Below are 22,732 nucleotides of genomic sequence, written 5' to 3' on the forward strand. Positions count from 1 at the left end.
CTGCCGCTTGCCGGGTGTATCCGCCCGCGTCTGCCGCTAGAATCCGGTCATGACACATGACTTGTTGCAGGCGCCCGCCCTCGCGCGGCTGGGTGCGCCTTTTGTGGTGCAGGTGGCGGCCACACCGCTGCCGGACGCCCGCCTGCTTGCGGGCAACGACGCGCTCGCCGCATCGTTTGGCTGGCCGCAGGGCTGGCAGGACACGCTGCTCGGCGTGATCTCGGGCAACGCAGCGCCCAGTTGGGGTGAGCCGCTGGCAAGCCGCTACGGCGGCCACCAGTTCGGGGTGTGGGCCGGCCAGTTGGGGGACGGACGGGCACTGCTGATCGGCGAGGCAGGCCTGGGCGGTGCGCGGGTCGAGCTGCAGCTCAAGGGTGGCGGGCAGACGCCGTTCTCCCGGATGGGCGACGGCCGTGCGGTGCTGCGCTCGAGCGTGCGCGAGTACCTCGGCTGCGAGGCGATGCACGCGCTGGGCATCCCGACCACCCGCGCGCTGTCGCTGGTGGTGTCCAGCGAGCCGGTGTGGCGCGAGCGGGAAGAGCGGGCCGCCGTGCTGTGCCGCAGCGCCGACTCCTTCCTGCGCTTCGGCCACTTCGAGCTGCTGTACCACAAGGGCGAGCACGCGGCGCTATCCACGCTGGTCGACTACGCGATCGGGCAACACTTCCCTGCGTGCAAGGCGGCGCCGGTTCCGGCATTGGCGATGTTCGCCGAAGTCGCCCGGCGCAGCGCCGAGCTTGCCGCCCTGTGGCAGTCGGTCGGTTTCTGCCACGGTGTGCTCAATACCGACAATATGTCGCTGACTGGGCTGACGCTCGACTACGGGCCGTTCGGCTTTCTCGACGCGACGCGTCTCGATTATGTGTGCAACCACTCGGACAGCAGCGGGCGCTACGCGTACGCGCGCCAGAGCGACGTCGTGCTGTGGAACCTGTACTGTTTCGCGTCCAGCCTGTTGCCGCTGGCCACGGAAGACGCCCTGCGCGAGGTGCTGGACGCGTGGCCCGACCTTTACCAGGCGGCATTTCTGGCGCGCATGCGCGAGAAGCTCGGCTTGCTGGCCGGGCAGGACGAAGACGCCGTGCTCGTTGCCGAGTTGCTGTCGTGGATGGACAGGCTGGGCGCCGACTTCACGCTGACCTTCCGGTTGTTGGGGGAGTACGACCCGGCGCGCGACGCCGCCGCCCACTTCGCGGGGGCGGGCTTCGTGCCCGACGCCGGCGTGCGCGCCTGGCTCTCGCGCTACGCGCACAGGCTGGTGTACGAGGCGCAGCCGGCGGACGCGCGCCGCGCGGCGATGCGCCGCGCTAACCCGCGGCTGGTGTTGCGCAACCATCTGGCCGAGCAGGCGATCCGCGCGGCCGAGGCGGGCGACGCGTCGGTGCTGGAACGCCTGTCGCGCGCGTTGTCGCGCCCGTTTGACGACGATGCCGAGTTCGACGACCTCTCTGCGCTGCCGCCGGCTTGGGCGGCGTCGCTGCAATTGAGCTGTTCGAGTTAAGCGTATGGACAAGCCGCTGAGGGTCGAACCCAAGTCGCCGGTCGCCGCGCTCGCCTCGGGTACGCCGCGCGACGTGCGGCGCGATCATTCGGCCGGGCTCGCCCGGCGGGAGGGGGAGACCGAGGGCGAACCCTTCGAGGAGACGCTGGATGCGCGCCAGCGCGCGCACGCGCGGGACGCCGCCGACGGCGAGCTGGCCGGGGCGCTTGCCCGCCTGGCGCTGCTCGAGGACGCGGCGGGGGGTCTGGATACGGCGCTGCTCGGCGCGGACCTGGCGCGCTGCGTCGCGCTGGGGCAGGAGCTTGAATGGATGGTCGACGAGTGGCGGGCGGTCGCCGCGCGCTTGGTCCTCTACGGCGGCTGGCCAGACAGCCGGGCTCGCTGCGTGCGCCTGCTCGGCCGGCTGTCGGCGGCGCGCGGATTGCTCGGCCGGGTGTCTGGGCGGCGCTTTGACGCGCTGGATGCCCAGCTTGCCGCCGCGCAGGCCGAGGCGGCGCGCGCATGAAAAAAGCCGGAATCTGACGATTCCGGCTTTGGTGTTCTGGTGGAGGTAAGCGGGATCGAACCGCTGACCTCTTGCATGCCATGCAAGCGCTCTACCAACTGAGCTATACCCCCGTCTTGCCCGCGTCGCGGGAAGAAGGCCGAACTATAAAGACAGGCGCAGTAGCTGTCAAGCCTTTAGCACTCGACGACGCTGACCGGCACCTCGATCACGTTGATGGCGAGGCCGCCGCGCGCGGTTTCCTTGTACTTGCTGTGCATGTCGGCGCCGGTGTCGCGCATGGTCTTGATCACGCGGTCGAGCGAGACGAAGTGCTTGCCGTCGCCGCGCAGCGCCATGCGCGCGGCGTTGATCGCCTTGACCGACGCCATCGCGTTGCGCTCGATGCACGGCACCTGCACCAGGCCACCGACCGGGTCGCAGGTCAGCCCCAGGTTGTGTTCCATGCCGATCTCGGCCGCGTTCTCGACCTGTTCGGGCGTGCCGCCCATCACCTCGGCCAAGGCGCCTGCCGCCATCGAGCACGCCGAGCCGACTTCGCCCTGGCAGCCGACCTCGGCGCCCGAGATCGACGCGTTGAGCTTGAACAGGATGCCGATCGCGCCGGCGGTCAAGAGGAAACGCACCACGCCGTCGTCGTTGGCGCCGGGCACGAAGCGCGCGTAGTAGTGCAGCACCGCCGGGATGATGCCGGCTGCGCCGTTGGTCGGCGCGGTGACCACCCGGCCGCCGGCGGCGTTTTCCTCGTTGACGGCGAGCGCGTACAGGTTGACCCAGTCGATCACGGTCAGCGGGTCGGACAGCGCCGCCTCGGGGCGCTCCACCAGCTGGCGGTACAGCTGGCCGGCGCGCCGCTTGACCTTCATGCCGCCGGGCAGGATGCCGTCGCGCTGGCAGCCGCGGGTGACGCAGCCTTGCATCACCTGCCAGATCTTCAAAAGCTCGGCGCGGATTTCGGCCTCGCTGCGCCAGGCCAGCTCGTTCTCGAGCATGATCTGGCTGACCGGCTTGCCGTGGGTGCGGCACAGCGCGAGCAGCTCTGCGGCGCTGGCAAACGGATGGGTGAGTTCGGACTTGCCCGGCGGCGTGAAGCCCGCGTCGATGGCCGCCTCGTCGACGACGAAGCCGCCGCCGACCGAGTAGTAGGCGCGCTTGGCGAGCATTTCGCCCGCGTCGTCCCACGCCTCGAACGTCATCCCGTTCGGGTGGTAGGGCAGGGTCGCCGTCTTGTGCAGGATCAGGTCGTCCGCCTCGTTGAAGGCGACCGGGTGCGCGCCCTGCAGGCGGATCTCGCGTTCGGCGCGGATGCGCTCGAGCTTGGCCGGCACGGTGTCAGGGTCGATCAGTTGCGGCTCTTCGCCGGAGAGGCCGAGCAGCACGGCGACGTCGGAGCCGTGCCCCTTGCCGGTCGCGCCAAGCGATCCGTACATCTGCGCGCGCACGCGCGCGACGCGGCCGAGCAGGCCGTCGCGTTGCAAACGGGCCACAAAGGTGCGCGCCGCGCGCATCGGGCCGACGGTGTGTGAGCTCGACGGTCCGATGCCGATCTTGAAAAGGTCAAATACGCTGATGGCCATGCCTGTCTCCTGGATTTTTTGTCGGCGCGCCGCAGGTTGGCGAGCGGGCACTTTTGCCGGTGCGCCACTTTAATCAAGCCGCCCGCCGCCGGCAAGTCAGGCCAGCGCGGCGCGCACCGCAGTTTGCAGCGCCGGCACGACCTCGGCCTCGAACCACGGGTGGGCGGCGAGCCACGGCCGGTTGCGCGGACTCGGGTGCGGCAGCACGAAACGCTCCGGCGCGAATTCCCGCCAGCGCGTCGCCGCCTCGGTCAGCGTGAGCGTCTGGCCCAGATGCCAGCGCGTCGCGTACTGGCCGACGACAAGGGTCAGGCGGATTTCGGGCAGTTTCGCGAGCAGTGCCGCGCGCCAGGCGGGGGCGCATTCCGGCCTGGGTGGCGCGTCGCCGCTGCCGCGCTTGCCCGGGTAGCAAAAGCCCATCGGCGCGATCGCGACGCGGGACAGGTCGTAGAAGGTGTCGCGGGAGATACCCATCCACGCGCGCAGGCGCTCGCCGGACGCGTCGTCGAAGGGGATGCCGCTTTGCTGCACCTTGAGCCCCGGGGCCTGCCCGGCGATCAGGATGCGCGCGTGCTCGCCGGCCTGCACGACGGGGCGCGGCGGCAGCGGCAGGTGCGCCGCGCACAGGCGGCACGCGCGGATGCGGGAAAGCAGGGCGCTCAGCGAGGGGTCGGGGCTGGGCATGGCATTCTCCGTGGTCGCTTTTAACGATGATGTCATCAAGGCGGCGGTCGCCTATACATAAGGGATAGACGACCGAGGACTGGCCGCCCGATGAACGCGCGCGCGAATACCCCCCACCTGACGCTTCCCAAGCGTACCTTGCTGCATGGCGCCTTGCTGATGCTGGCCCTTGCCGCCTTGCTGCTCCTGGTGTCGGTGCTGAACGGGCGGGAGGACGCGCGCTTCGAGGCGATGGCGCGCGCAAGCGACGCAGAGCGGCTGATCGGCGAGGCGCGCGAGGCGGTCGCCGAGGGCGGGCTCACCTTGCGCGAACTCGTGATGGCGGCGGAGCCGGCCAGCCGGCAGACCCTGGTCGCCCAGCTGACCCGCAGCGACGCCGACGCGAGCGCCGCGCTGCGCGCGCTGTCTGCCGGCCCCTTTCCGGTGCAGGCGGCCGACGCCGAAGAGGCCCTGCGCAACTACTGGGCCAGCCGCTCGCCGGTGATCGCGCTGTCGGCGGCGACGCGCGAGGGTGCCTGGCGCATGCTGGGCGAAGACGAGGCCGCGCGCGCCTCGCTGACGCTCGCCCGCGCGCTCGACCGGTTGTCGGTCGACGCACAGCAACTCAAGGCCGGCGTCGAGTCCGAGCGGTCGCAGGCGGCGCGCGAGCGCACGTGGCTGTTGGCTGGCGCCTTCGCGCTGTTCGCGCTGCTGGTTGTCTGGTCATTGTGGTCGCTGGCGCGGGCCTTGCGCGCGCCGCGCGCGGCGCTCGGCCAGGCGCTCAGCGCACTGGCCGACGGCGACTTCGACTGGCGGGGGCCGCCGTGGCTCGCGCGTGAATACGGCGAACTCAGTGCCGAGCTTGGGCGCTTGCGCGAGCAGTGCCGGACTTCAAGTGCCGAGCGCTGGGTGCTCGGCGCGCTCTCCAACCTGTCCTCGGTGATGCAGCGCGCGTCGTCCCTGTCCGAGCTTGGCAGGACCACGCTCTCGGCGCTGGCACCGTCCACCGCTGCCGTGCGCGGCGCGTTCTACCTCGACCGTCCCTCGCGCGCCCAGTTGTCGCTATTGGCGGGCTACGCGCTGGAGGGCGCGTCGCCGGCCGCGCTCGCCTACGGCGAGCGCCTCGCCGGGCAGTGCGCCGAGGACAGGCAGCCGCGCACGGTCGAGGGCGCGCAAGGCAACGAGCTGGGCTACGCGTTCGAATTGTGCGTGCGGGTGTGGCCGGTGCTGCTGGGCGAGCGGCTGGTCGGCGTGCTCGAACTGGGCTTTGCCGGTGCGCCGCCGCCTGCCGCGCTCAAGCTGGTCGAGGGGCTGTTGCCGCAACTGGCGATGGCGGTCGAGATCCTCGAGCGCGCGCACAAGGCACGCTACCTGCTCGAATCGACCCGCAAGCAGGCGCAGCAACTGGGCGAGCAGGCCGAGGCGCTCAGGCAGCATCAGGTGGCGCTGGCCGACCAGATCGCCTTCCAGGACGCGCTGATCGACACCATTCCCTATCCGCTGTTCTACAAGGGGCCCGACAACCGCTTTCTCGGCGTCAACCGCGCGTACGAGGCGGCGCTCGGCGTGCGCCGGCAGGACATGCTGGGCAAGACCGTGCTCGAGCTGGCCGCGCTGCCCGAGGACGAGCGCGAACGCTACCAGGCCGAGGATACGGCGGTGATCGCCGGCTGCTCGCGGCTCTCGCGCGAACGCTCGATCCGCTTTGCCGACGGCGCCGACCACGACACCCTGTACTGGGTTGCCGGCTTTTGCCACGCCGACGGCCGCGCGGCGGGCCTGGTCGGCAGCTTCGTCGACATCAGCGAGCGCAAGGCGATGGAAACCCGCCTGCGCGAGGCGGGCGAGCGGCTGTCGCTCGCGCAGCAGGCCGGTCGCGCCGGCGTGTTCGACCTCGATCTCTTGAGCGGGCACAACTACTGGACGCCCGAGCTCGAGCAGGTGTTCGGGCTGCCGGCGGGCGGCTTTGCCGGCACGCTCGAGGCGTGGCAGGCGCTGCTGCACCCGGACGACCGCGCCGCGGCGACCCGCCGCCTGCGCGCGGCGCTCTCGGGCACGTGCGAGAGCTTCGAGGACGACTGGCGCATCGTGCGTGCCGACGGCGAGACGCGCTGGGTGCACGTGAACGCGCGCATCCTGCGCGGCGAGGATGGCCGCGCGCGGCGGGTGATCGGCATCAACGTCGACGTCGACGAGCTGGTGTCCGCCCGCGAGGCCGCGCGTTCGGCCGCGCGCGCCAAGGCGGACTTTCTCGCCAACATGAGCCACGAGATCCGCACCCCGCTCAACGCCGTGCTCGGCATGGCACATCTGGCGCTCGACGGTTGCGCCGAGCCGCGCACCCGCGACTACCTGCAGAAGGTCGAACGCTCCGGCCGCTACCTGTTGTCCATCATCAACGACATCCTCGACTTCTCGCGGGTCGAGTCCGGCCGGCTCGCGCTCGAGTCCGCGGTGTTCTCGCTGGCGGACGTGCTCGACAACGCGGCCAGCCTTATCGCCGGGCGCGCGTCCGACAAGGGGCTGGAGCTGGTCGTCGAGGTGGGAGAGGACGTGCCGGCACGGCTGGTCGGCGACCCGTTGCGGCTCGGGCAGATCCTGGTCAACTACGCGGGCAATGCGGTCAAGTTCACCGAACACGGCGAGATCGTGCTCGGCGTCGAGCGCGTCGCGGGCGAAGGAGACGGCGTGACCCTGCGCTTTTACGTGCGCGACACCGGCATCGGGCTCGACGCGGCGACGCAAAAGCGGCTGTTCCAGCCCTTCGAGCAGGCCGATGCGTCGACGACCCGCCGTTACGGCGGCACCGGGCTTGGGCTTGCCATCGTGCGCCGCCTCTCGCAATTGATGGGCGGCGAGGCCGGGGTCGACAGCACGCCGGGGCAGGGCAGCACCTTCTGGGCGACGGCCCGCCTCGGCGTCGCCGCCGAACAGGATACGCCGCGCCTCGAGAGGATGCGGGCACTGGTGGCCGACGACAACGAGAGCGCACTGCGCACGCTGGGTGCGACGCTGTCTCGTTTCGGTGTCGAGGTGGAAACGGTGGCTGACGGCGAGGCGGCACTCGCGGCGGTGCGCGAGGCGGACGCGGCGGGGCGCCCGTTTGATGTGGTGCTGCTCGACTGGCGGATGCCGGGTGCCGACGGCGTCGAGGTCGGGCGGCGCATCGCGGCGCTGCCGCTCGCCCGGCAACCTGATCGCGTGCTGGTGACCGCCTTCGCGCGCGACGAGGCGTTCGCGCAGGCGGATGAGGCGGGCTTTGCGCGCGTGCTGGGCAAGCCGGTTTCGGCGTCCTTGCTGTTCGACACGCTCGCGCATCTGGGGGAGGCGCCGGTCATTGAAACACCGGCAGACAGCCGCGCGCGGCTCACCGGCCTTAACGTGCTGGTGGCCGAGGATAACCCGCTCAACCAGGAGGTCGCGCGTGGCTTGATCGAGCGTGCGGGCGGCGAGGTGCGCATCGCCGGCGACGGCGCCGCGGCGCTGGCCGAGCTTGCCCGCAAGCGTGCGGACGTGGTGCTGATGGACCTGCAGATGCCGGGCATGGACGGGCTCACGGCGACCCGGGCGATCCGTGCCGACCCCTCGCTATCCGGCCTGCCGGTGTTCGCGATGACCGCCAGCGCCTTGCCCGAGGAGCAGGCGGCGTGTCTGGCGGCTGGGATGGACGGCATTGTCGCCAAGCCGGTCGAGCCCGAAGCGCTGCTGTCGACCCTTGCGCGCGTGCGCGCAGCCAGGGGGAGCACCCCAGCCGCGGCACGCCCCGGGGAAGAGCCTGCGGCTGCCGGCGGCGCGCCGGCCGTGCTCGACCGAGCCGGGGCGCTGGCACGCCTGGGCGGGGACGCGGCGCTGTGGCAGCAACTGGCCGGCCAGTTCGTGTCGCGCGAGGCGGACACGCCGTCGCGGGTGGAAAGGCTGATCGCCGAGGGGCGGCTGGACGACGCGCGTTTTGCCGTGCACGCGCTGCGCGGCAGCGCCGCCAACCTGGGCGCGGTTGCGGTCGCCGCCGCGGCCAGCACGCTGGAGGCGTCGCTCGTGCGGGGGGCTGCAGACGGGGCAGCGCTGGCGGCACTCGCTGCGGCGATGGCTGTGCTGCCCGCAGCGCTCGCGGCGCAGCAAGATCCGGTGCCGCCAGCGGGCGACAGGGCCGGGCTTGCGCCGGCGACGCTTGCCGCGCTGCGCCACTTGCTGGAAAACGACGACGCGGACGCACCCGCGTGGCTCTCGGCGCACCGTGACCTGCTGCCTGCGGGCGCGGCGGGGGCACAGCTTGCCGCCGCGATCGAACGCTACGACTACCCGGCGGCGCTCGCGCTGCTCGATACGCTGGAAGGGACGCCCGATGGATGACACGCAAAAACCGCTGGTGCTGGTCGTCGACGACACGCCGGAGAACCTCGCGCTGATGGGCGCCTTGCTGCGCGACCGTTACCGGGTCAAGGTCGCCAACAGCGGCGAGCGCGCGCTGGCGATCTGTGCGGGCGGTACGCCGCCTGATTTGATCCTGCTCGACGTGATGATGCCCGGCGTCGACGGTCACGAGGTGTGCCGCCGCCTGAAGGCCGGCGCCGCCACCCGCGACATCCCGGTGATCTTCCTGACCGCCCTGAGCCAGGTCGACGACGAGACCTTCGGCTTGTCGCTCGGCGCGGTCGACTACATCACCAAGCCGGTCAGCCCGCCCATCGTGCTCGCGCGCGTCGACACCCACCTGCGCCTGAAGGCAGCCGCCGACTTCCTGCGCGACAAGAACGGCTACCTCGAAGCGGAGGTCGCGCGGCGTACCGCCGAAGTGCAGGCGGTGCAGGACGTCACCATCCACGCGATGGCGAGCCTCGCCGAGACGCGCGACAACGAGACCGGCGGCCATATCCGCCGCACCCAGTTCTACGTGCGGGCGCTGGCGCAGGCGCTCGCGCACACGCCGCGCTACGCGGCCGAATTGACGCCGGAAGTGATCGACGCCCTGTTCAAGTCGGCGCCGCTGCACGACATTGGCAAGGTTGGCATCCCCGATGCGATCCTGCTCAAGGGCGCAAAGCTTAGCCCCGACGAATTCGAAATCATGAAGCAGCACACCACGCTCGGGCGCGACGCCATCGTCGAGGCCGAACAGCGCCTCGGCATGCGCTTGCCCTTTCTCGACTACGCGAAGGAAATCGCTTACGGCCACCAGGAAAAGTGGGACGGCAGCGGCTACCCGCAGGGGATTGCCGGCGAGGCGATCCCGCTGTCGGCGCGGCTGATGGCACTGGCCGACGTCTACGACGCGCTGATCAGCCGGCGCGTGTACAAGCCGCCGTTCAGCCATGAAGAGGCGTGCCGGATGATAGAGGAAGGGCGGGGCAGCCACTTCGACCCGGACGTGGTCGACGCCTTCCTGGCGTGCCGCGCGGCGTTCGCCGAGATCGCCGCGCGTTACGTGGACCCGCATTAAGCATCGTGCGTGTCATGGCAAATCCCGCTATCATCGGCGGGTGTTCGTCTTCAAGGATTGCCGCGGAAGAATCCGCCGCCGTATGGACCCTTACCCCGCTGTTTCCCGTCCTGCACCGTCTTTTGTCCTGCCCGCCGCTTTTGCCGCGCGCCCCCGTCCGGAGGTGAGCCCGTGGAAGTGCTGATCCTGATCGGACTGATCGTCCTCAACGGCGTGTTCGCGATGAGCGAGATCGCGCTGGTGACCGCCCGCCGCGCCCGCCTGACCCGCCTCGCCGAAGACGGCGACCACGCCGCCGCCGCCGCGCTCAAGCTGGGCGAAGAGCCGACCCGCTTCCTCTCCACCGTGCAGATCGGCATCACCTCGATCGGCATCCTCAACGGGATCTTCGGCGAGGCCGTGCTCGCCGAGCCGCTCGCGCGCTGGCTCGTCTCGCTGGGCGTACCCGGGCACGCCGCGTCCATCGGCGCGACCGTCGGCGTGGTGATCGTCATCACCTACGTCTCCATCGTGATCGGCGAGCTGGTGCCCAAGCGGCTTGGCCAGCTCGCGCCCGAGTCGATCGCGCGGCTGGTCGCCCGTCCGATGCAGTTGCTGGCCGTGGCGACCCGGCCGTTTGTCCACCTGTTGTCGTTGTCGACCGAGGCGCTGCTCAAGCTGATGGGCGTGCGCAACCAGGTCGCCAGCGGGGTGACCGAGGAAGAGATCCAGACCATGCTCGACGAGGGTAGCGAGAGCGGCACCATCGACACCCACCAGCACGAGATGCTGCGCAACGTGTTCCGCCTGGACGACCGCCAGCTCTCCTCCTTGATGATCCCGCGCGCCGACGTGGTCAGCCTGGACACCACCTTGCCGTTCGCCGACAACCTTGCGCGCATGAGCGGCTCGGAGTTCACGCGCTACCCGGTGTGCGCCGGGGCGCTCGACACGCTCTCCGGCGTCGTCAACGCCAAGCATGTGCTGACCGCCGCCTTGAGCGGCGGCGAGCCGGACTGGGCGGCGCTGACCCAGGCCGCGCTGTTCGTGCCGGAGACGCTGACCGGGATGGAACTGCTCGAGCAGTTCCGTGCCGGCGGCACGCAGATGGCCTTCGTGGTCGACGAGTACGGCGAGATCGAAGGCATCGTCACCCTGCACGACCTTCTGGAGGCGGTGACCGGCGAATTCACGCCGCGCGACGCGGACGACGCGTGGGCGCTGCAGCGCGCCGACGGCTCGTGGCTGCTCGACGGCTCGATCCCGGTGCCAGAGTTCAAGGACAAGCTTGAACTCAAGGAGACGCCGGAAGAGGACAAGGGGCGCTATCACACACTGTCGGGCATGGTCATGCTGCTGTTGGGGCGCGTCGCCCGCACCGGCGACGTGCTGCACTGGCAGGGCTGGCGGCTCGAAATCGTCGACATGGACGAGCTGCGCATCGACAAGGTGCTCGCCAGCCGGGTGCCGGAAGCGAAAGGGGGCGGCGATGACGGCGAACCCGCTTGAAGCGCTGCTCGCGCGTGAGCCTTTCGTGCTCTTGGACGGCGCGCTGGCGACCGAGCTTGAGGCGCGCGGCGCCGACCTTTCTGGCGGCCTGTGGTCGGCGCGGGTGCTGACCGACGCGCCCGAGCTGATCCGCGCGGTGCACGCGGATTATCTCTGCGCCGGTGCCGACATCATCACCAGCGCAAGCTACCAGGCGTCGTTCGCCGGTTTCGCGCGCGCGGGGCTTGCGCATGACGCCGCCGCCCGGCTGATGGCGCGCGCCATCGAACTCGCGCGCGAGGCACGCGACGCATTCTGGGCGGTGCCGGAAAACCGCGCGGGGCGCGGCTACCCCTTGGTCGCCGCGTCGGTCGGCCCGTACGGCGCAACCCTCGCAGACGGCTCCGAATACCGCGGCGGTTACGGCCTGAGCGTCGAGCAACTGATGGACTTTCACCGCGAGCGTCTGGCTTCTCTCATCGCGGCGGGGCCGGACTTGCTCGCCTGCGAGACGCTGCCGTGCGCCGAAGAGGCGGTCGCGCTCGCGCGGCTCTTCTCCGCAGAATTCCCCGACGCGCGGGCCTGGCTCGCCTTTTCCTGCCGCGACGGCGCGTCGCTCGCCGACGGCACGCCATTGGCCGACGCGCTTGCCGCGATCGATGCGTGCCCGCAGGTGCTCGCCGTCGGCGTCAACTGCACCGCGCCGGGCTTTGTCGCACAGCTCTTGCGCGCTGCCCGCGGCGTCACCGGCAAGCCTTTGATCGCCTACCCGAACTCGGGCGAGTGCTGGGATGCGGCTCTGCAAAGCTGGCACGGCCACGGCGACGATGTTGCCGGTGACGCGCCCGGCTGGCTCGCTGCCGGCGCCCGCCTGATCGGCGGCTGCTGCCGCACCACGCCGGCGACCATCGCCGCGCTCGCCGCATTGCGCGCCCGGCTTAAAGACGCAGCCTCGCGCGGCTGATCAGCGGCGCGTCTCCAGCAGAATTGCTTGCCCCTACTTCACCAGTGGCCGGATGGTGGTGAAGCCGCCGTCCACCGCGATGACCTGGCCGGTGATGCGGCTCGCCTGCGGTCCTAGCAGCCACGCCATCACCCCGGCGACCTGATCGGCGCTTTGCAAGCCGCCCAGCGGGTACTGGCGGGCGGCGGCTTCGCGCAATGCGGGCAAGCCAAGCAGCGGCGCCGTCATTGGCGTGTCGGTCATGCCGGGCGCCACCGCGTTGACGCGCAAGCCCTGTGCGGCGTAGGTCGCGGCGGCGCTGCGCACCAGCGCTTCGACGCCCCCCTTGGCTGCAGCGATCGCTTCGTGGTTGGCGACGCCGATGCGGGCCACCACCGAGCTGCAGAACACGGCGGCGCCGGCTTGCCCGTTTAGCGCCGCGTGCCACGCCTGCAGGGTGTAAAAGGCGCTGTCCAGGTTGGCGTGCAAAATGGCCTGCCAGGCTTCCGCCTTGGTGCGGTGCAAGGGCGCGATCAGGGTGCTGCCCGCGCAATGCGCGAGGCCGTCGGGTGCGGTGCCCAGCGCGTCCCGGCACGCCGCAAGCGCGAGCGCCGCGCCTTCGGCGCTACTTACGTCGGCGACTATCCGCAGCGCCGCGTCCACGTCGTCCAGCCGGGTGGCGTCCCGCCCGACGGCGACGACGCGCGTCCCCGCGGCGGTTAGCTGGCGGGCGAGGGCGCGGCCGATGCCGCCGCTTGCGCCGGTAATCATCACGATCGAAGTCATGCGCTGGCCTTCCAGTCACGAGATGGGGGGAGCTTGCCTTGCCAGCAAGCCGGTTGCGGCGGGAACGCCGACGGTCGTCGCGCGCCACTTCCTCGGGAACCCGGTGCAAGACGCTCGCACGGCAGGGAGCAGGCAATCGGTCGCCGCGCAATCGGCGACGCCGCGCCCGGCACCACCACGGGATGGCGCGGGCTACGCACGGTGCCCCTTCGCGAGCCGGCAGGCGTCCGAACAGTACTTCACTTCGCCCCAGTTGTTCGCCCAGCGGCGGCGCCAGCGCATCGGGCGCCCGCATGTCGTGCAGGGTTTGCTCGGCAGCGCCGATTTCTGGTGGTGGTAGCGCTCGCCGGGCGAGGGCTGCACGTCTGGGAGGAGATGGTTAGGCATGGCAAGGAGAGGGAGCGGGCAGGCCAAGTCGGTCTATGCGTCTGTTATAGCAAGCTTTGCCTTCCGCTGGCCGCGCCGGCGGCCTTACGACCCGGCGCCGCATCCGCTGCGCCGCCGGGCCCTGTTCCTCAGGGCGCTGGTGCCTGGCTGACCTTGAAGTGGCCGGTCTCGGCGAGCAGGCGCTGGATGTCCTGGCCGGTCACCTCGACGCTGGCCGACAGCCGGGTTTGCCTGGCCGCCAGCGTCGCGCTGGCCGTGCCGATTTTCTCCACCTCGCGCGTACCGTCGCGCGCGGCGTCCGACAGCCGGGCGATAGTGTCGATCAGTCCGTCGATCAGCGCGTAGAGCGCCTGGCTTTCCCCGTTCGACGACTCGGCCAGTTGCAGGCCTTCCTCCAGATCCCGCATGCCCGACTGCATGCTGCCGACGGCCTGCTGCGCCTGCGCCTGTACCTGGCCGATCATCGCCCGGATTTCCTCGGTATTGCCGCGCGTGCGTTCGGCGAGTTTCCTCACCTCGTCGGCGACCACCGCGAAGCCGCGGCCGGCCTCGCCCGCGCGTGCGGCCTCGATCGCGGCGTTCAGCGCCAACAGGTTGGTCTGCTCGGCGACTTCCTGGATCAGTTCGACCACGCTGCCGATCCGGCGCGTGCCTTCTCCCAGCGAATCGATGGTCGACGCCGACGCGGCGACGGTCTGCCGGATCGAGCGGGTGCGCCCGCCGACGCTCTGCATCTGGCTTTGCGAGGCGGCCAGTTGCCGGGCGGTGGCCTCGCGCACATGCTCGGCGTAGCGGTCGGCCTCCTCGAGCATCTCGCGCTGGCGCTCGCCGGCGTGCGCGCTGTGCCGGGCGCTGTCGCACACCTCGCCGACCGCGGCGCCGGCTTCGCCGCCGTGCCGGCTCATCTTCAGGTTGTGTTCACCGAGGCGCTGGCTGTGCGCGAGCACGCGCCCGAGCATCAAATCGAGCTGGTCGATCAGGCTGTTCACCCACTGCGCCATCACGCCGGTCTCGTCGGCGGGCAGTTGCCGCCTGTCGACGCGACGCCTGAGGTCGCCCTCGCCGTCGACGATGTCGCTCAGCATCGCGCTCACCGCGCGCAGGCGGGTGCTGAGCGGCCGGGCGTTGAGCGCGCGAAAGGCGAGGGTGCCGGAGAATGCAAGCGCGGCCAGCGCCGCCGCCTTGCCCGCGGTGGACAGTTCGGTTAGCGCATCGAGCGCGAGGAAGGCCGCGCACAACGCCAGTTGCACGCGCGCGAAGCTGAAGGTGAGCTTGTCGGCGACCGAGCGGTAGCGGTACACCTCGGCAAGGTCGGCCTCGCACATCATGCCCCAGCTGTCCGGCGAGCCCGGCAGCGAGAAGGTGACCCCCTTGCCGACCACCGGGATATGCCGGTAGTCGGCGTAGCCGGGGTAGGTGACGAACAGGTTTTCGCCCGCGCGTATGGTCTCGCGCACGCCCGGGTGCAGCCGGCCGGTCGCCGGGTCGTTGAACACCAGTTCGAACTCGGTGTGCGCGGCCACGCGCACGGTGCCGTAGGCGGTACGCACGCCGTCCTTCAGGTTGTCGCCGCCGCTGAAGGTCCTGTCCTCGAAACGCGAGCGCGACAGCGCGGTGCCCGGACGGATGGACGGGTCGAAGTTGGCGCGCACCATGAACAAATAGTTGTCGCCCGACTCGTGGAAGATATGCCCGGCCTCGCGCTGGATCAGGTCGCCCAGCACGTCGTTGGGGACGCGCGCGCACAGGCAGCGGGTGCCGCAGGGCTGCGGCTGGTGGAACACCAGGGTGACCGCGTCGTGGAAGGCCGAACTGCGCGCGCCAAGCGTTAGCGTGACCGGGTCGATGTACGGGCCATGCAGGAGTGGTGCCGTGCAGCCCTGGCGGCAGGCGCGCGGCTCGGCAACCGTCTGCCCCTGTCGTGCTGCGGCGCTCGACAACAGCACCCGTCCGTCCAGCGTCGCCACGTAGAGTTCGGTGGCGTCGCCAAGTTGGGCGAGCGCGTCCTGCAGCAGGGACGCCTGCTCGGCCGCCGGCGTTGCCTGCAACTGGCGGGAGAGCGCCTCGAGTGCCTGCCACTGCTGGGTGGCCCACGATTGCAGGATGCGCACGCGGGTGCGCGCGAAATTCTCGAAGATGTCCTCGAGCTCCGGGTAGCGGTCGCGGTTGAGCGCGCAGGCGGCGCGCATCGCGAGTTTGCCGGTGCGGCCGAATACGGGCAGCCAGCCGCGCTCTGCCTCGGAAAGCGCCATGCGCCGGCTTTTCAGGGGGAGTGTCATGAAGGCCTCCTGATCGGTAATGCCCGATTCACGCAAAGTCCATGCCTGCGCCGTGCGCTGCAGTGTGCCAGCCCAGCGTCGTGCATGCCTCTTCATGGTGCAGCAAGGTGCCGAAGGCGCACGGGTGGTGCATGGCAGCACCCGGTCCGGCTTAGAGCCTGTTCACGGTCTGCTGCGCATCGCCGATACGGCGTTAAAAACGGCTTCGAGGCTCATGTACGAGCTGTACATTCCGCTTTCTCAGCCGTTTTCGCCTGGTCTCGCCCTCGCTCGCGAGACCGTGAACACGCTCTTACACCTTGAAGCGCGCGACCGACGCCTGCAACTCCTTGGCCAGACGCGACAGTTCGTCGACCGACTGCACCGCCTGCGCGATCGACGCGTCGTTTTCCTGCGCGCGCTCGGCGATCGCTTCGATGTGGCGCGATACCGCCGCGCTGCTTTGCGACTGCTGCTCGGTGACGCCGACGATCGCGTCGAGCTCGCGGCTCACTTCGCTGGCCGCCTCGCTCGATGCGGTCAGGCGGCCGGCGACCGTCTCGGTCGAGTGGCGGCTCGCCTCCAGCAGCCCCAGGCTCTCTTCGAGCGCCTTGCGCACCGTCGCCGACTGGGGGCCGAGCGCGGTGGTGACGCGGTCGATCTGCGCGGCGGACGCGGCGGATTTTTCGGCAAGCTTCCTCACCTCGTCGGCGACCACCGCGAAGCCGCGGCCGGCTTCGCCGGCGCGTGCCGCCTCGATCGCGGCGTTCAGCGCGAGCAAATTGGTCTGCTCGGCGATCTCGCGCACCTGGCGAGTCATGTCGTTGATCGCGTGCGTCGACTGCATGAAGTCGTTTTCGGCGTCGGCCATCAGGCGGATCGCGCGTTCGACTGCTTCGGCTTCCTCCTGCAGCTTCTGCATGCTGTCGCGGCCGGCCCTGGCGTGGCCGGCGCTTTGCGACGAGCCTTCGCGCACCTGGTCGGCCTGTTCGGCGATCTGCGCGATATGGCGGGCGAGCGCGTCGACTTCGCCGGAGGCGGCTGCCGACTGCGCCTTTTGCCGGGCCGAGCCTTCGGTCAGGTTGCCCGCGTGCGAAGTCAGCGTGCGGGCGGAGGCGGCGACCGCGCCGGCGGTGCGGCTGACGTCGCCGACCAGCGCGGTGATGGTCTCGAGCAGGCGGTTGAAGCGGTACGCGGCGACGCCGATCTCGTCGCGACGGGTGACCGGCAGGCGGCGGGAGAGGTCGCCGTCCCCCTCGGCCAGTTCGGCCAACCCCTGCGACATCCGCTTGAGCGGCTGGCTGACGAAGCGGCGGATGAAGAAATAGACGACGCCCATCAGCGGCAGCGACAGGAAAAGGGCGAAGGCGATGCTCTGGTTGCGGAAGTCGTCGACCGCGCCGTAGGTCTTGGCCAGCGATACCCGCATGCTGACCGCACCCAAGGGCGTGCCCTCGGCGACCTGGTGGCAGCTGATGCAGTCCTTGCCCAGGTAATTCTTTGACGCGAGGGTCGGGTAGACCACGCGCAGCATCTCGCCTTCGGGCGTGCTTTCGATCGCCACATGCGGCTGGCCGCTCGCGAGCACCTGCCGTTCGACGTCGTCGCCCGGCTTGGCCTTGTCGCCGGCGTTGCCCGGACCGAACACCTTGTTCACGCCGTCGCCGCGCAGCACGCGCAAGTCGTGCACGGCGGACAGTTCGCGGATCTGGTCGAGGAAGACGTCGCGCTGGCCGACGGTGCCGGTGATCATCATCCCGGTGAGGCCGGCCAGCGTCATCTCGTTCATGCTGTGCGCGAGATCCTTGGCCTGGTCGACGGCGATCTCGCGGCTGACCTTGACCTCCCAGGCGATCAGGCTGCCCCAGGCGACGGCTAGGCAGCACCAGATGGCGAGGGTAAGGCGCAGCCAGATCGGCCAGTCGGCGAGTTTGCGCATAGGCGATGCCCACTTCAAAAAAATGGATTAAATTCGACGCTATTAAATCAGCATATATGTCTTAGGTAAAGCTTGATAAAGAACGCCTGCACAAGGCAGGCGTCGATACCACAGTGCCGGGCAGCCGTCAGCCGGGCACCCGCACCCAGCCTTCCATCAGGATGCGTGCGCTGCGGCTCATCACCGCCTTGGTGACGGTCCATTCTCCATCAACCAGCTTCGCCTCGGCGCCGACGCGCAGGGTGCCCGACGGGTGGCCGAAGCGCACCGCGCTTTTCTCGCCGCCGCCGGCGGCGAGGTTGACCAGAGTGCCTGGAATCGCCGCGGCGGTGCCGATGGCCACCGCACAGGTGCCCATCATCGCGTGGTGCAGCTTGCCCATCGACAGCGCGCGCACCAGGAGGTCGACGTCGGTCGCGGCGATCGGCTTGCCGCTGGCGGCGGTGTAGTTTTTCGGCGGCGCGACAAAGGCGATCTTCGGCGTGTGCTGACGCGTGGCGGCTTCGTCCGCAGTCTTGATCAACCCCATGCGCAAGGCGCCGGCGACGCGGATCGCCTCGAAGCGCGCAAGCGCTGCCGCGTCGGTGTTGATGTCTTCCCTCAGTTCGGTGCCGGTGTAGCCGATGTCCTCGGCGTTGACGAACACGGTCGGGATGCCGGCGTTGATCATGGTCGCCGGGAAGGTGCCGACGCCGGGCACTTCCAGCTGGTCGACCAGATGGCCGGTCGGGAACATCGCGCCGCCGTCGTCGCCGTCGTCGGACGGGTTGATGAATTCGAGCACGATTTCGGCGGCCGGGAAGGTCACGCCGTCGAGCTCGAAGTCGCCGGTCTCCTGCACCTGGCCGTTGCTCACAGGCACGTGGGCGATGATGGTCTTGCCGATATTGGCCTGCCAGATGCGTACCGTGCAGACGCCGTTGTCAGGCACGCGCGCGGGGTCGATCAGGCCGGCGTGGATGGCGAAGGCGCCGGCGGCGGTGGACAGGTTGCCGCAGTTGCCCGACCAGTCGACAAAGGGCTTGTCGATCGAAACCTGGCCGTACAGGTAGTCGACGTCGTGCCCGGGCACGCTGGCGCGCGACAGGATCACGCACTTGGACGTGCTGGAGGTGGCGCCGCCCATGCCGTCGATATGCGCGGCGTAGGGGTCGGGGCTGCCGATCACGCGCATGAAGAGTTCGTCGCGCGCGCGGCCGGGGCTCTGGCAGGCGGCGGGCAGGTCTTCCAGGCGGAAGAACACGCCCTTGCTGGTGCCGCCGCGCATATACGTCGCGGGGACGCGTTGCTGGGGAGGATGGCTCATGGCATCAATCCTGAAAGGTTGGGGTTGGGCAGGCGGCGAGCCGCCTGCCCATGAGGCTTACGCCGGTTCGGCTTCGCGTGTGGTCGACGCCAGGAAGTCCTGCGCGAAACGCTGCAGCACGCCGCCGGCCTTATAGACGCGCACTTCGGCTGCGGTGTCGAGGCGGCAGGTGACCTTGGTTTCGACCGTCTCGCCACCCTTGCGGTGGATGACCAGCGTCAGCTCGCCGCGCGGCACGATCTCGCCCTTGACGTCAAAGGTCTCGGTGCCGTCAAGTTGTAGAGTCTTGCGGTCAGTGCCCGGCTTGAACTCCAGTGGCAGCACGCCCATGCCGACCAGGTTGGTACGGTGGATGCGCTCGAAGCCCTCGGCGACGATGGCCTCGACGCCGGCCAGACGCACGCCCTTGGCCGCCCAGTCACGCGAGCTGCCCTGGCCGTAGTCGGCGCCGGCGACGATGATCAGGTTCTGCTTGCGGCCCATATAGGTCTCGATCGCTTCCCACATGCGCATCACCCGGCCTTCCGGCTCGACGCGGGCGAGCGAGCCTTGCTTGACCTCGCCGTTCACTACCGCCATCTCGTTGACGAGCTTGGGGTTGGCGAAGGTCGCGCGCTGCGCGGTGAGGTGGTCGCCGCGGTGCGTCGCGTACGAGTTGAAGTCCTCTTCGGGCAGGCCCATCTTTGCCAGGTACTCGCCGGCGGCGGAGCTGGCGAGGATCGCGTTGGACGGCGACAGGTGGTCGGTGGTGATGTTGTCACCCAACAGCGCCAGCGGGCGCATGCCACGGAGCGTGCGCTCGCCGGCCAGCGCGCCTTCCCAGTAGGGCGGGCGGCGGATATAGGTGCTCATCGGGCGCCAGGCGTACAGCGGGCTTTCCGCCTGCTCTGCCTCGCCCAGGTCGAACATCGGGATGTAGACCTGACGGAACTGCTCGGGCTTGACGCTGGCCTCGACGATGGCGTCGATTTCTTCATCCGACGGCCAGATGTCCTGCAGGCGGATCTCGCGGCCGTCGACCACGCCCAGCACGTCCTGTTCGATGTCAAAGCGCACGGTGCCGGCGATCGCGTAGGCGACGACCAAGGGCGGCGAGGCGAGGAAGGCCTGCTTGGCGTAGGGGTGGATGCGGCCGTCAAAGTTGCGGTTGCCCGACAGCACCGCGGTCGCGTACAGGTCGCGTTCGATGATTTCCTGCTGGATCTTGGGGTCGAGCGCGCCGGACATGCCGTTGCAGGTGGTGCAGGCGAAGGCGACGATGCCGAAGCCCAGCTTCTCCAGTTCACCCAGCAGGCCGGCTTCTTTCAGGTACAGCTCGGCGACCTTGGAACCCGGCGCGAACGAGGACTTCACCCACGGCTTGCGGATCAGGCCCAGCTGGTTGGCCTTCTTGGCCAACAGGCCGGCGGCGACCACGTTGCGCGGGTTGGAGGTGTTGGTGCAGCTGGTGATCGCGGCGATGACTACCGCGCCGTCCGGCAGCAGGCCCTTGGCTTCCTCGGCTCGGGCGGCGGCGAGCTTGGTCTCGTCCGCGATGCCTCGCTCTTGCAGCGCGGACGTCGGCAGACGGCGGTGCGGGTTGGACGGGCCGGCCATATTGCGCACGACGCTCGCCAGATCAAACTCGAGCACGCGCTCGTAGTCGGCGCTAACGAGCGCGTCGGCCCACAGGCCGGTGGTCTTGGCGTAGTTTTCCACCAGCGCGACCTGCTCGGGGTCGCGGCCGGTCAGCTTCAGGTAGGCGATGGTCTGCGCGTCGATGTAGAACATCGCCGCGGTCGCGCCGTACTCCGGGCACATATTGGAGATGGTCGCGCGGTCGCCGATCGACAGGCTGTCCGCGCCCTCGCCGAAGAATTCGACGTAGGCGCCGACCACCCGCTCCTTGCGCAGAAACTCGGTCAGCGCGAGCACGATGTCGGTCGCGGTGATGCCGGCCTGGCGGTGGCCGGTGAGTTTGACGCCGACGATGTCGGGCAGGCGCATCATCGACGGGTGGCCGAGCATCACGGTCTCGGCTTCCAGACCGCCGACGCCGATGGCGATCACGCCCAGCGCGTCCACGTGCGGGGTGTGGCTGTCGGTGCCGACGCAGGTGTCGGGGAAGGCGACGCCGTCGCGCGCCTGGATCACCGGCGACATCTTCTCCAGGTTGATCTGGTGCATGATGCCGTTGCCGGCCGGGATCACGTCGACGTTCTTGAACGCGGTGCGCGTCCAGTCGATGAAGTGGAAGCGGTCCTCGTTGCGGCGCTCTTCGATCGCGCGGTTCTTGGCGAAGGCGTCCGGGTCGAAACCGCCGCACTCGACGGCGAGCGAGTGGTCGACGATCAGCTGGGTCGGCACCACCGGGTTGACCTGCGACGGGTCACCGCCCTGGTCGGCAATCGCGTCGCGCAGGCCGGCCAGATCCACCAGCGCGGTCTGGCCCAGAATGTCGTGGCAGACCACGCGCGCCGGGAACCACGGGAAGTCGAGGTCGCGGCGGCGTTCGATCAGCTGCGTGAGCGAGTCGGTGAGGGCGGCCGGTTCGCAGCGGCGCACCAGGTTCTCCGCGAGCACGCGCGAGGTGTACGGCAGGCGGGCCCAGGCGCCGGGGGCGATGGCGTCGACGGCGGCGGCAGCGTCGAAGTAGTCGAGCGAGCTGCCCGGCAGCGGTTTGCGGTATTGACGGTTCATGGTTTCGTTCTTTGTTGTCCGGTTGGTTCAGCGCGTGCGGGGAGCGGGGCGCAAGGCCCGGCTCCCCGACACGCGGCGATCACGCCTGGGCGCTTAGCGCGCTTCGATCGGCACGAAGCTGCGGTCTTCGGGGCCGGTGTAGTTCGCGCTCGGGCGGATGATCTTGCCGTCGATGCGCTGCTCGATCACGTGCGCGCTCCAGCCGCTGGTGCGGGCGATCACGAACAGCGGGGTGAACATCGCGGTCGGCACGCCCATCATGTGGTAGGACACAGCGCTGAACCAGTCGAGGTTGGGGAACATCTTCTTGATGTCCCACATCACGCTCTCCAGACGCTCGGCGATGTCGTACATCTTGGTGTCGCCGGCACACTCGGACAGCTCGCGCGCGACCTCCTTGATCACCTTGTTGCGCGGGTCGGAGATCGTGTACACCGGGTGGCCGAAGCCGATCACCACTTCCTTCTTCTCGACGCGGGCCTTGATGTCGGCTTCCGCCTCGTCAGGCGTCTCGTAGCGCTTCTGGATCTCGAAGGCCACCTCGTTGGCGCCGCCGTGCTTGGGGCCGCGCAGCGCGCCGATGGCGCCGGTGATGCTCGAGTACATGTCCGAACCCGTGCCGGCAATCACGCGGCCGGTGAAGGTGCTGGCGTTGAACTCGTGCTCGGCGTACAGGATCAGCGAGGTGTGCATCGCGCGCACCCACAGCTCGGACGGCTTCTCGCCGTGCAGGAGGTGCAGGAAGTGGCCGCCGATCGAGTCATCGTCGGTTTCCACTTCGATGCGGCGGCCGTTGGTGCTGAAGTGGTACCAGTAGAGCAGCATCGAGCCGAAGCTCGCCATCAGGCGGTCGGCGATGTCGCGCGCGCCGGCGATGTTGTGGTCGTCCTTCTCCGGCAGCGTGCAACCGAGTGCGGACACACCGGTGCGCATCACGTCCATCGGGTGGGCGGACGCCGGCAGCGCCTCGAGCACGGCCTTCACTGCAGCGGGCAGGCCGCGCAGTGCCTTGAGTTTCTGCTTGTAGCCGGCAAGTTCAGCCTTGTTCGGCAGCTTGCCGTGCACCAAGAGGTAGGCGACTTCTTCGAATTCGCAGCGATCGGCGATGTCGAGGATGTCGTAACCGCGGTAGTTGAGGTCGTTGCCGCTACGGCCGACCGTGCACAGCGCGGTATTGCCGGCGGCGACGCCGGAGAGGGCAACCGACTTCTTCGGCTTGCCGGTGATGACCACTTCGCTCATTGCGTTCTCCTTGCTCTCGTTGTTGCTTGCTGCGGCGTAGCC

The 22,732-nt window shown here is 69.6% G+C and carries 15 protein-coding genes and 1 tRNA gene; 6 read left to right on the forward strand and 10 right to left on the reverse strand.

What is annotated here, in order from left to right:
- Nucleotides 1–49: 49 nt before the first annotated feature.
- Nucleotides 50–1,501, forward strand: a complete 1,452-nt coding sequence (locus tag GZH52_RS14175; RefSeq protein ID WP_163317329.1) for a protein adenylyltransferase SelO — start codon at nt 50–52, stop codon at nt 1,499–1,501.
- Nucleotides 1,502–1,505: 4 nt separating this feature from the next.
- The gene (locus GZH52_RS14180) at nt 1,506–2,006 is read left to right on the forward strand and encodes a hypothetical protein (protein ID WP_163317331.1); all 501 of its coding nucleotides are present in this window, start codon (nt 1,506–1,508) and stop codon (nt 2,004–2,006) included.
- 37 nt (nt 2,007–2,043) lie between these two features.
- On the opposite strand, the gene GZH52_RS14185 is transcribed toward GZH52_RS14180, so the two are convergent.
- The 3 genes from GZH52_RS14185 to GZH52_RS14195 all read right to left on the reverse strand — a co-directional run bounded on the left by GZH52_RS14185 (nt 2,044) and on the right by GZH52_RS14195 (nt 4,267).
- A tRNA-Ala gene (locus GZH52_RS14185) sits at nt 2,044–2,119 on the reverse strand.
- Between the two features lie 63 nt (nt 2,120–2,182).
- The gene (locus tag GZH52_RS14190; RefSeq protein WP_163317333.1) at nt 2,183–3,583 is read right to left on the reverse strand and encodes an L-serine ammonia-lyase; all 1,401 of its coding nucleotides are present in this window, start codon (nt 3,581–3,583) and stop codon (nt 2,183–2,185) included.
- Nucleotides 3,584–3,679: 96 nt separating this feature from the next.
- Nucleotides 3,680–4,267: a uracil-DNA glycosylase family protein gene (locus tag GZH52_RS14195; protein WP_163317335.1), complete on the reverse strand. Its 588-nt coding sequence runs from the start codon at nt 4,265–4,267 to the stop codon at nt 3,680–3,682.
- Between the two features lie 90 nt (nt 4,268–4,357).
- Here GZH52_RS14195 and GZH52_RS14200 point away from each other — a divergent pair, with 90 nt between their 5' ends.
- The 4 genes from GZH52_RS14200 (at nt 4,358) to mmuM (ending at nt 12,114) form a co-directional block, all read left to right on the forward strand.
- A complete protein-coding gene (locus tag GZH52_RS14200; RefSeq protein ID WP_163317337.1) occupies nt 4,358–8,596 on the forward strand; it encodes a response regulator in 4,239 nt (1,412 codons plus the stop codon).
- Nucleotides 8,589–9,683, forward strand: coding sequence for a response regulator (locus GZH52_RS14205; RefSeq protein ID WP_163317339.1), 1,095 nt, complete (start codon nt 8,589–8,591; stop codon nt 9,681–9,683). The genes GZH52_RS14200 and GZH52_RS14205 overlap by 8 nt, the downstream gene beginning before the upstream one ends.
- A 171-nt stretch (nt 9,684–9,854) precedes the next feature.
- Nucleotides 9,855–11,171, forward strand: coding sequence for a CNNM domain-containing protein (locus GZH52_RS14210; protein ID WP_163317341.1), 1,317 nt, complete (start codon nt 9,855–9,857; stop codon nt 11,169–11,171).
- Nucleotides 11,152–12,114 (forward strand): homocysteine S-methyltransferase, encoded by a 963-nt coding sequence (gene mmuM / locus GZH52_RS14215; RefSeq protein WP_163317343.1) that lies wholly within the window; start codon nt 11,152–11,154, stop codon nt 12,112–12,114. The genes GZH52_RS14210 and mmuM overlap by 20 nt, the downstream gene beginning before the upstream one ends.
- 33 nt (nt 12,115–12,147) lie before the next feature.
- Here mmuM and GZH52_RS14220 read toward each other — a convergent pair whose 3' ends face one another.
- The 7 genes from GZH52_RS14220 to prpC form a co-directional block, all read right to left on the reverse strand.
- Nucleotides 12,148–12,879, reverse strand: a complete 732-nt coding sequence (locus GZH52_RS14220; protein WP_163317345.1) for an SDR family NAD(P)-dependent oxidoreductase — start codon at nt 12,877–12,879, stop codon at nt 12,148–12,150.
- A gap of 192 nt (nt 12,880–13,071) precedes the next feature.
- A complete protein-coding gene (locus tag GZH52_RS17030; RefSeq protein ID WP_163317347.1) occupies nt 13,072–13,266 on the reverse strand; it encodes a DUF2256 domain-containing protein in 195 nt (64 codons plus the stop codon).
- 128 nt (nt 13,267–13,394) lie between these two features.
- Entirely contained in the window at nt 13,395–15,545 is a 2,151-nt protein-coding gene (locus GZH52_RS16915) for a methyl-accepting chemotaxis protein (protein ID WP_239058141.1), read from the reverse strand.
- Nucleotides 15,546–15,837: 292 nt separating this feature from the next.
- On the reverse strand, nt 15,838–17,463 hold the full coding sequence (locus tag GZH52_RS14235; RefSeq protein WP_163317365.1) for a methyl-accepting chemotaxis protein: 1,626 nt from the start codon (nt 17,461–17,463) through the stop codon (nt 15,838–15,840).
- A 127-nt stretch (nt 17,464–17,590) separates the two neighbouring features.
- Entirely contained in the window at nt 17,591–18,769 is a 1,179-nt protein-coding gene (gene prpF / locus GZH52_RS14240; RefSeq protein WP_163317367.1) for a 2-methylaconitate cis-trans isomerase PrpF, read from the reverse strand.
- Nucleotides 18,770–18,826: 57 nt separating this feature from the next.
- Nucleotides 18,827–21,448, reverse strand: a complete 2,622-nt coding sequence (acnD, locus tag GZH52_RS14245; RefSeq protein WP_163317369.1) for a Fe/S-dependent 2-methylisocitrate dehydratase AcnD — start codon at nt 21,446–21,448, stop codon at nt 18,827–18,829.
- Between the two features lie 93 nt (nt 21,449–21,541).
- Entirely contained in the window at nt 21,542–22,690 is a 1,149-nt protein-coding gene (prpC, locus tag GZH52_RS14250) for a bifunctional 2-methylcitrate synthase/citrate synthase (RefSeq protein WP_163317371.1), read from the reverse strand.
- Nucleotides 22,691–22,732: the final 42 nt, after the last annotated feature.

The organism is Crenobacter caeni (assembly GCF_010435965.1).
GTDB classification, from domain to species: domain Bacteria; phylum Pseudomonadota; class Gammaproteobacteria; order Burkholderiales; family Chromobacteriaceae; genus Craterilacuibacter; species Craterilacuibacter caeni.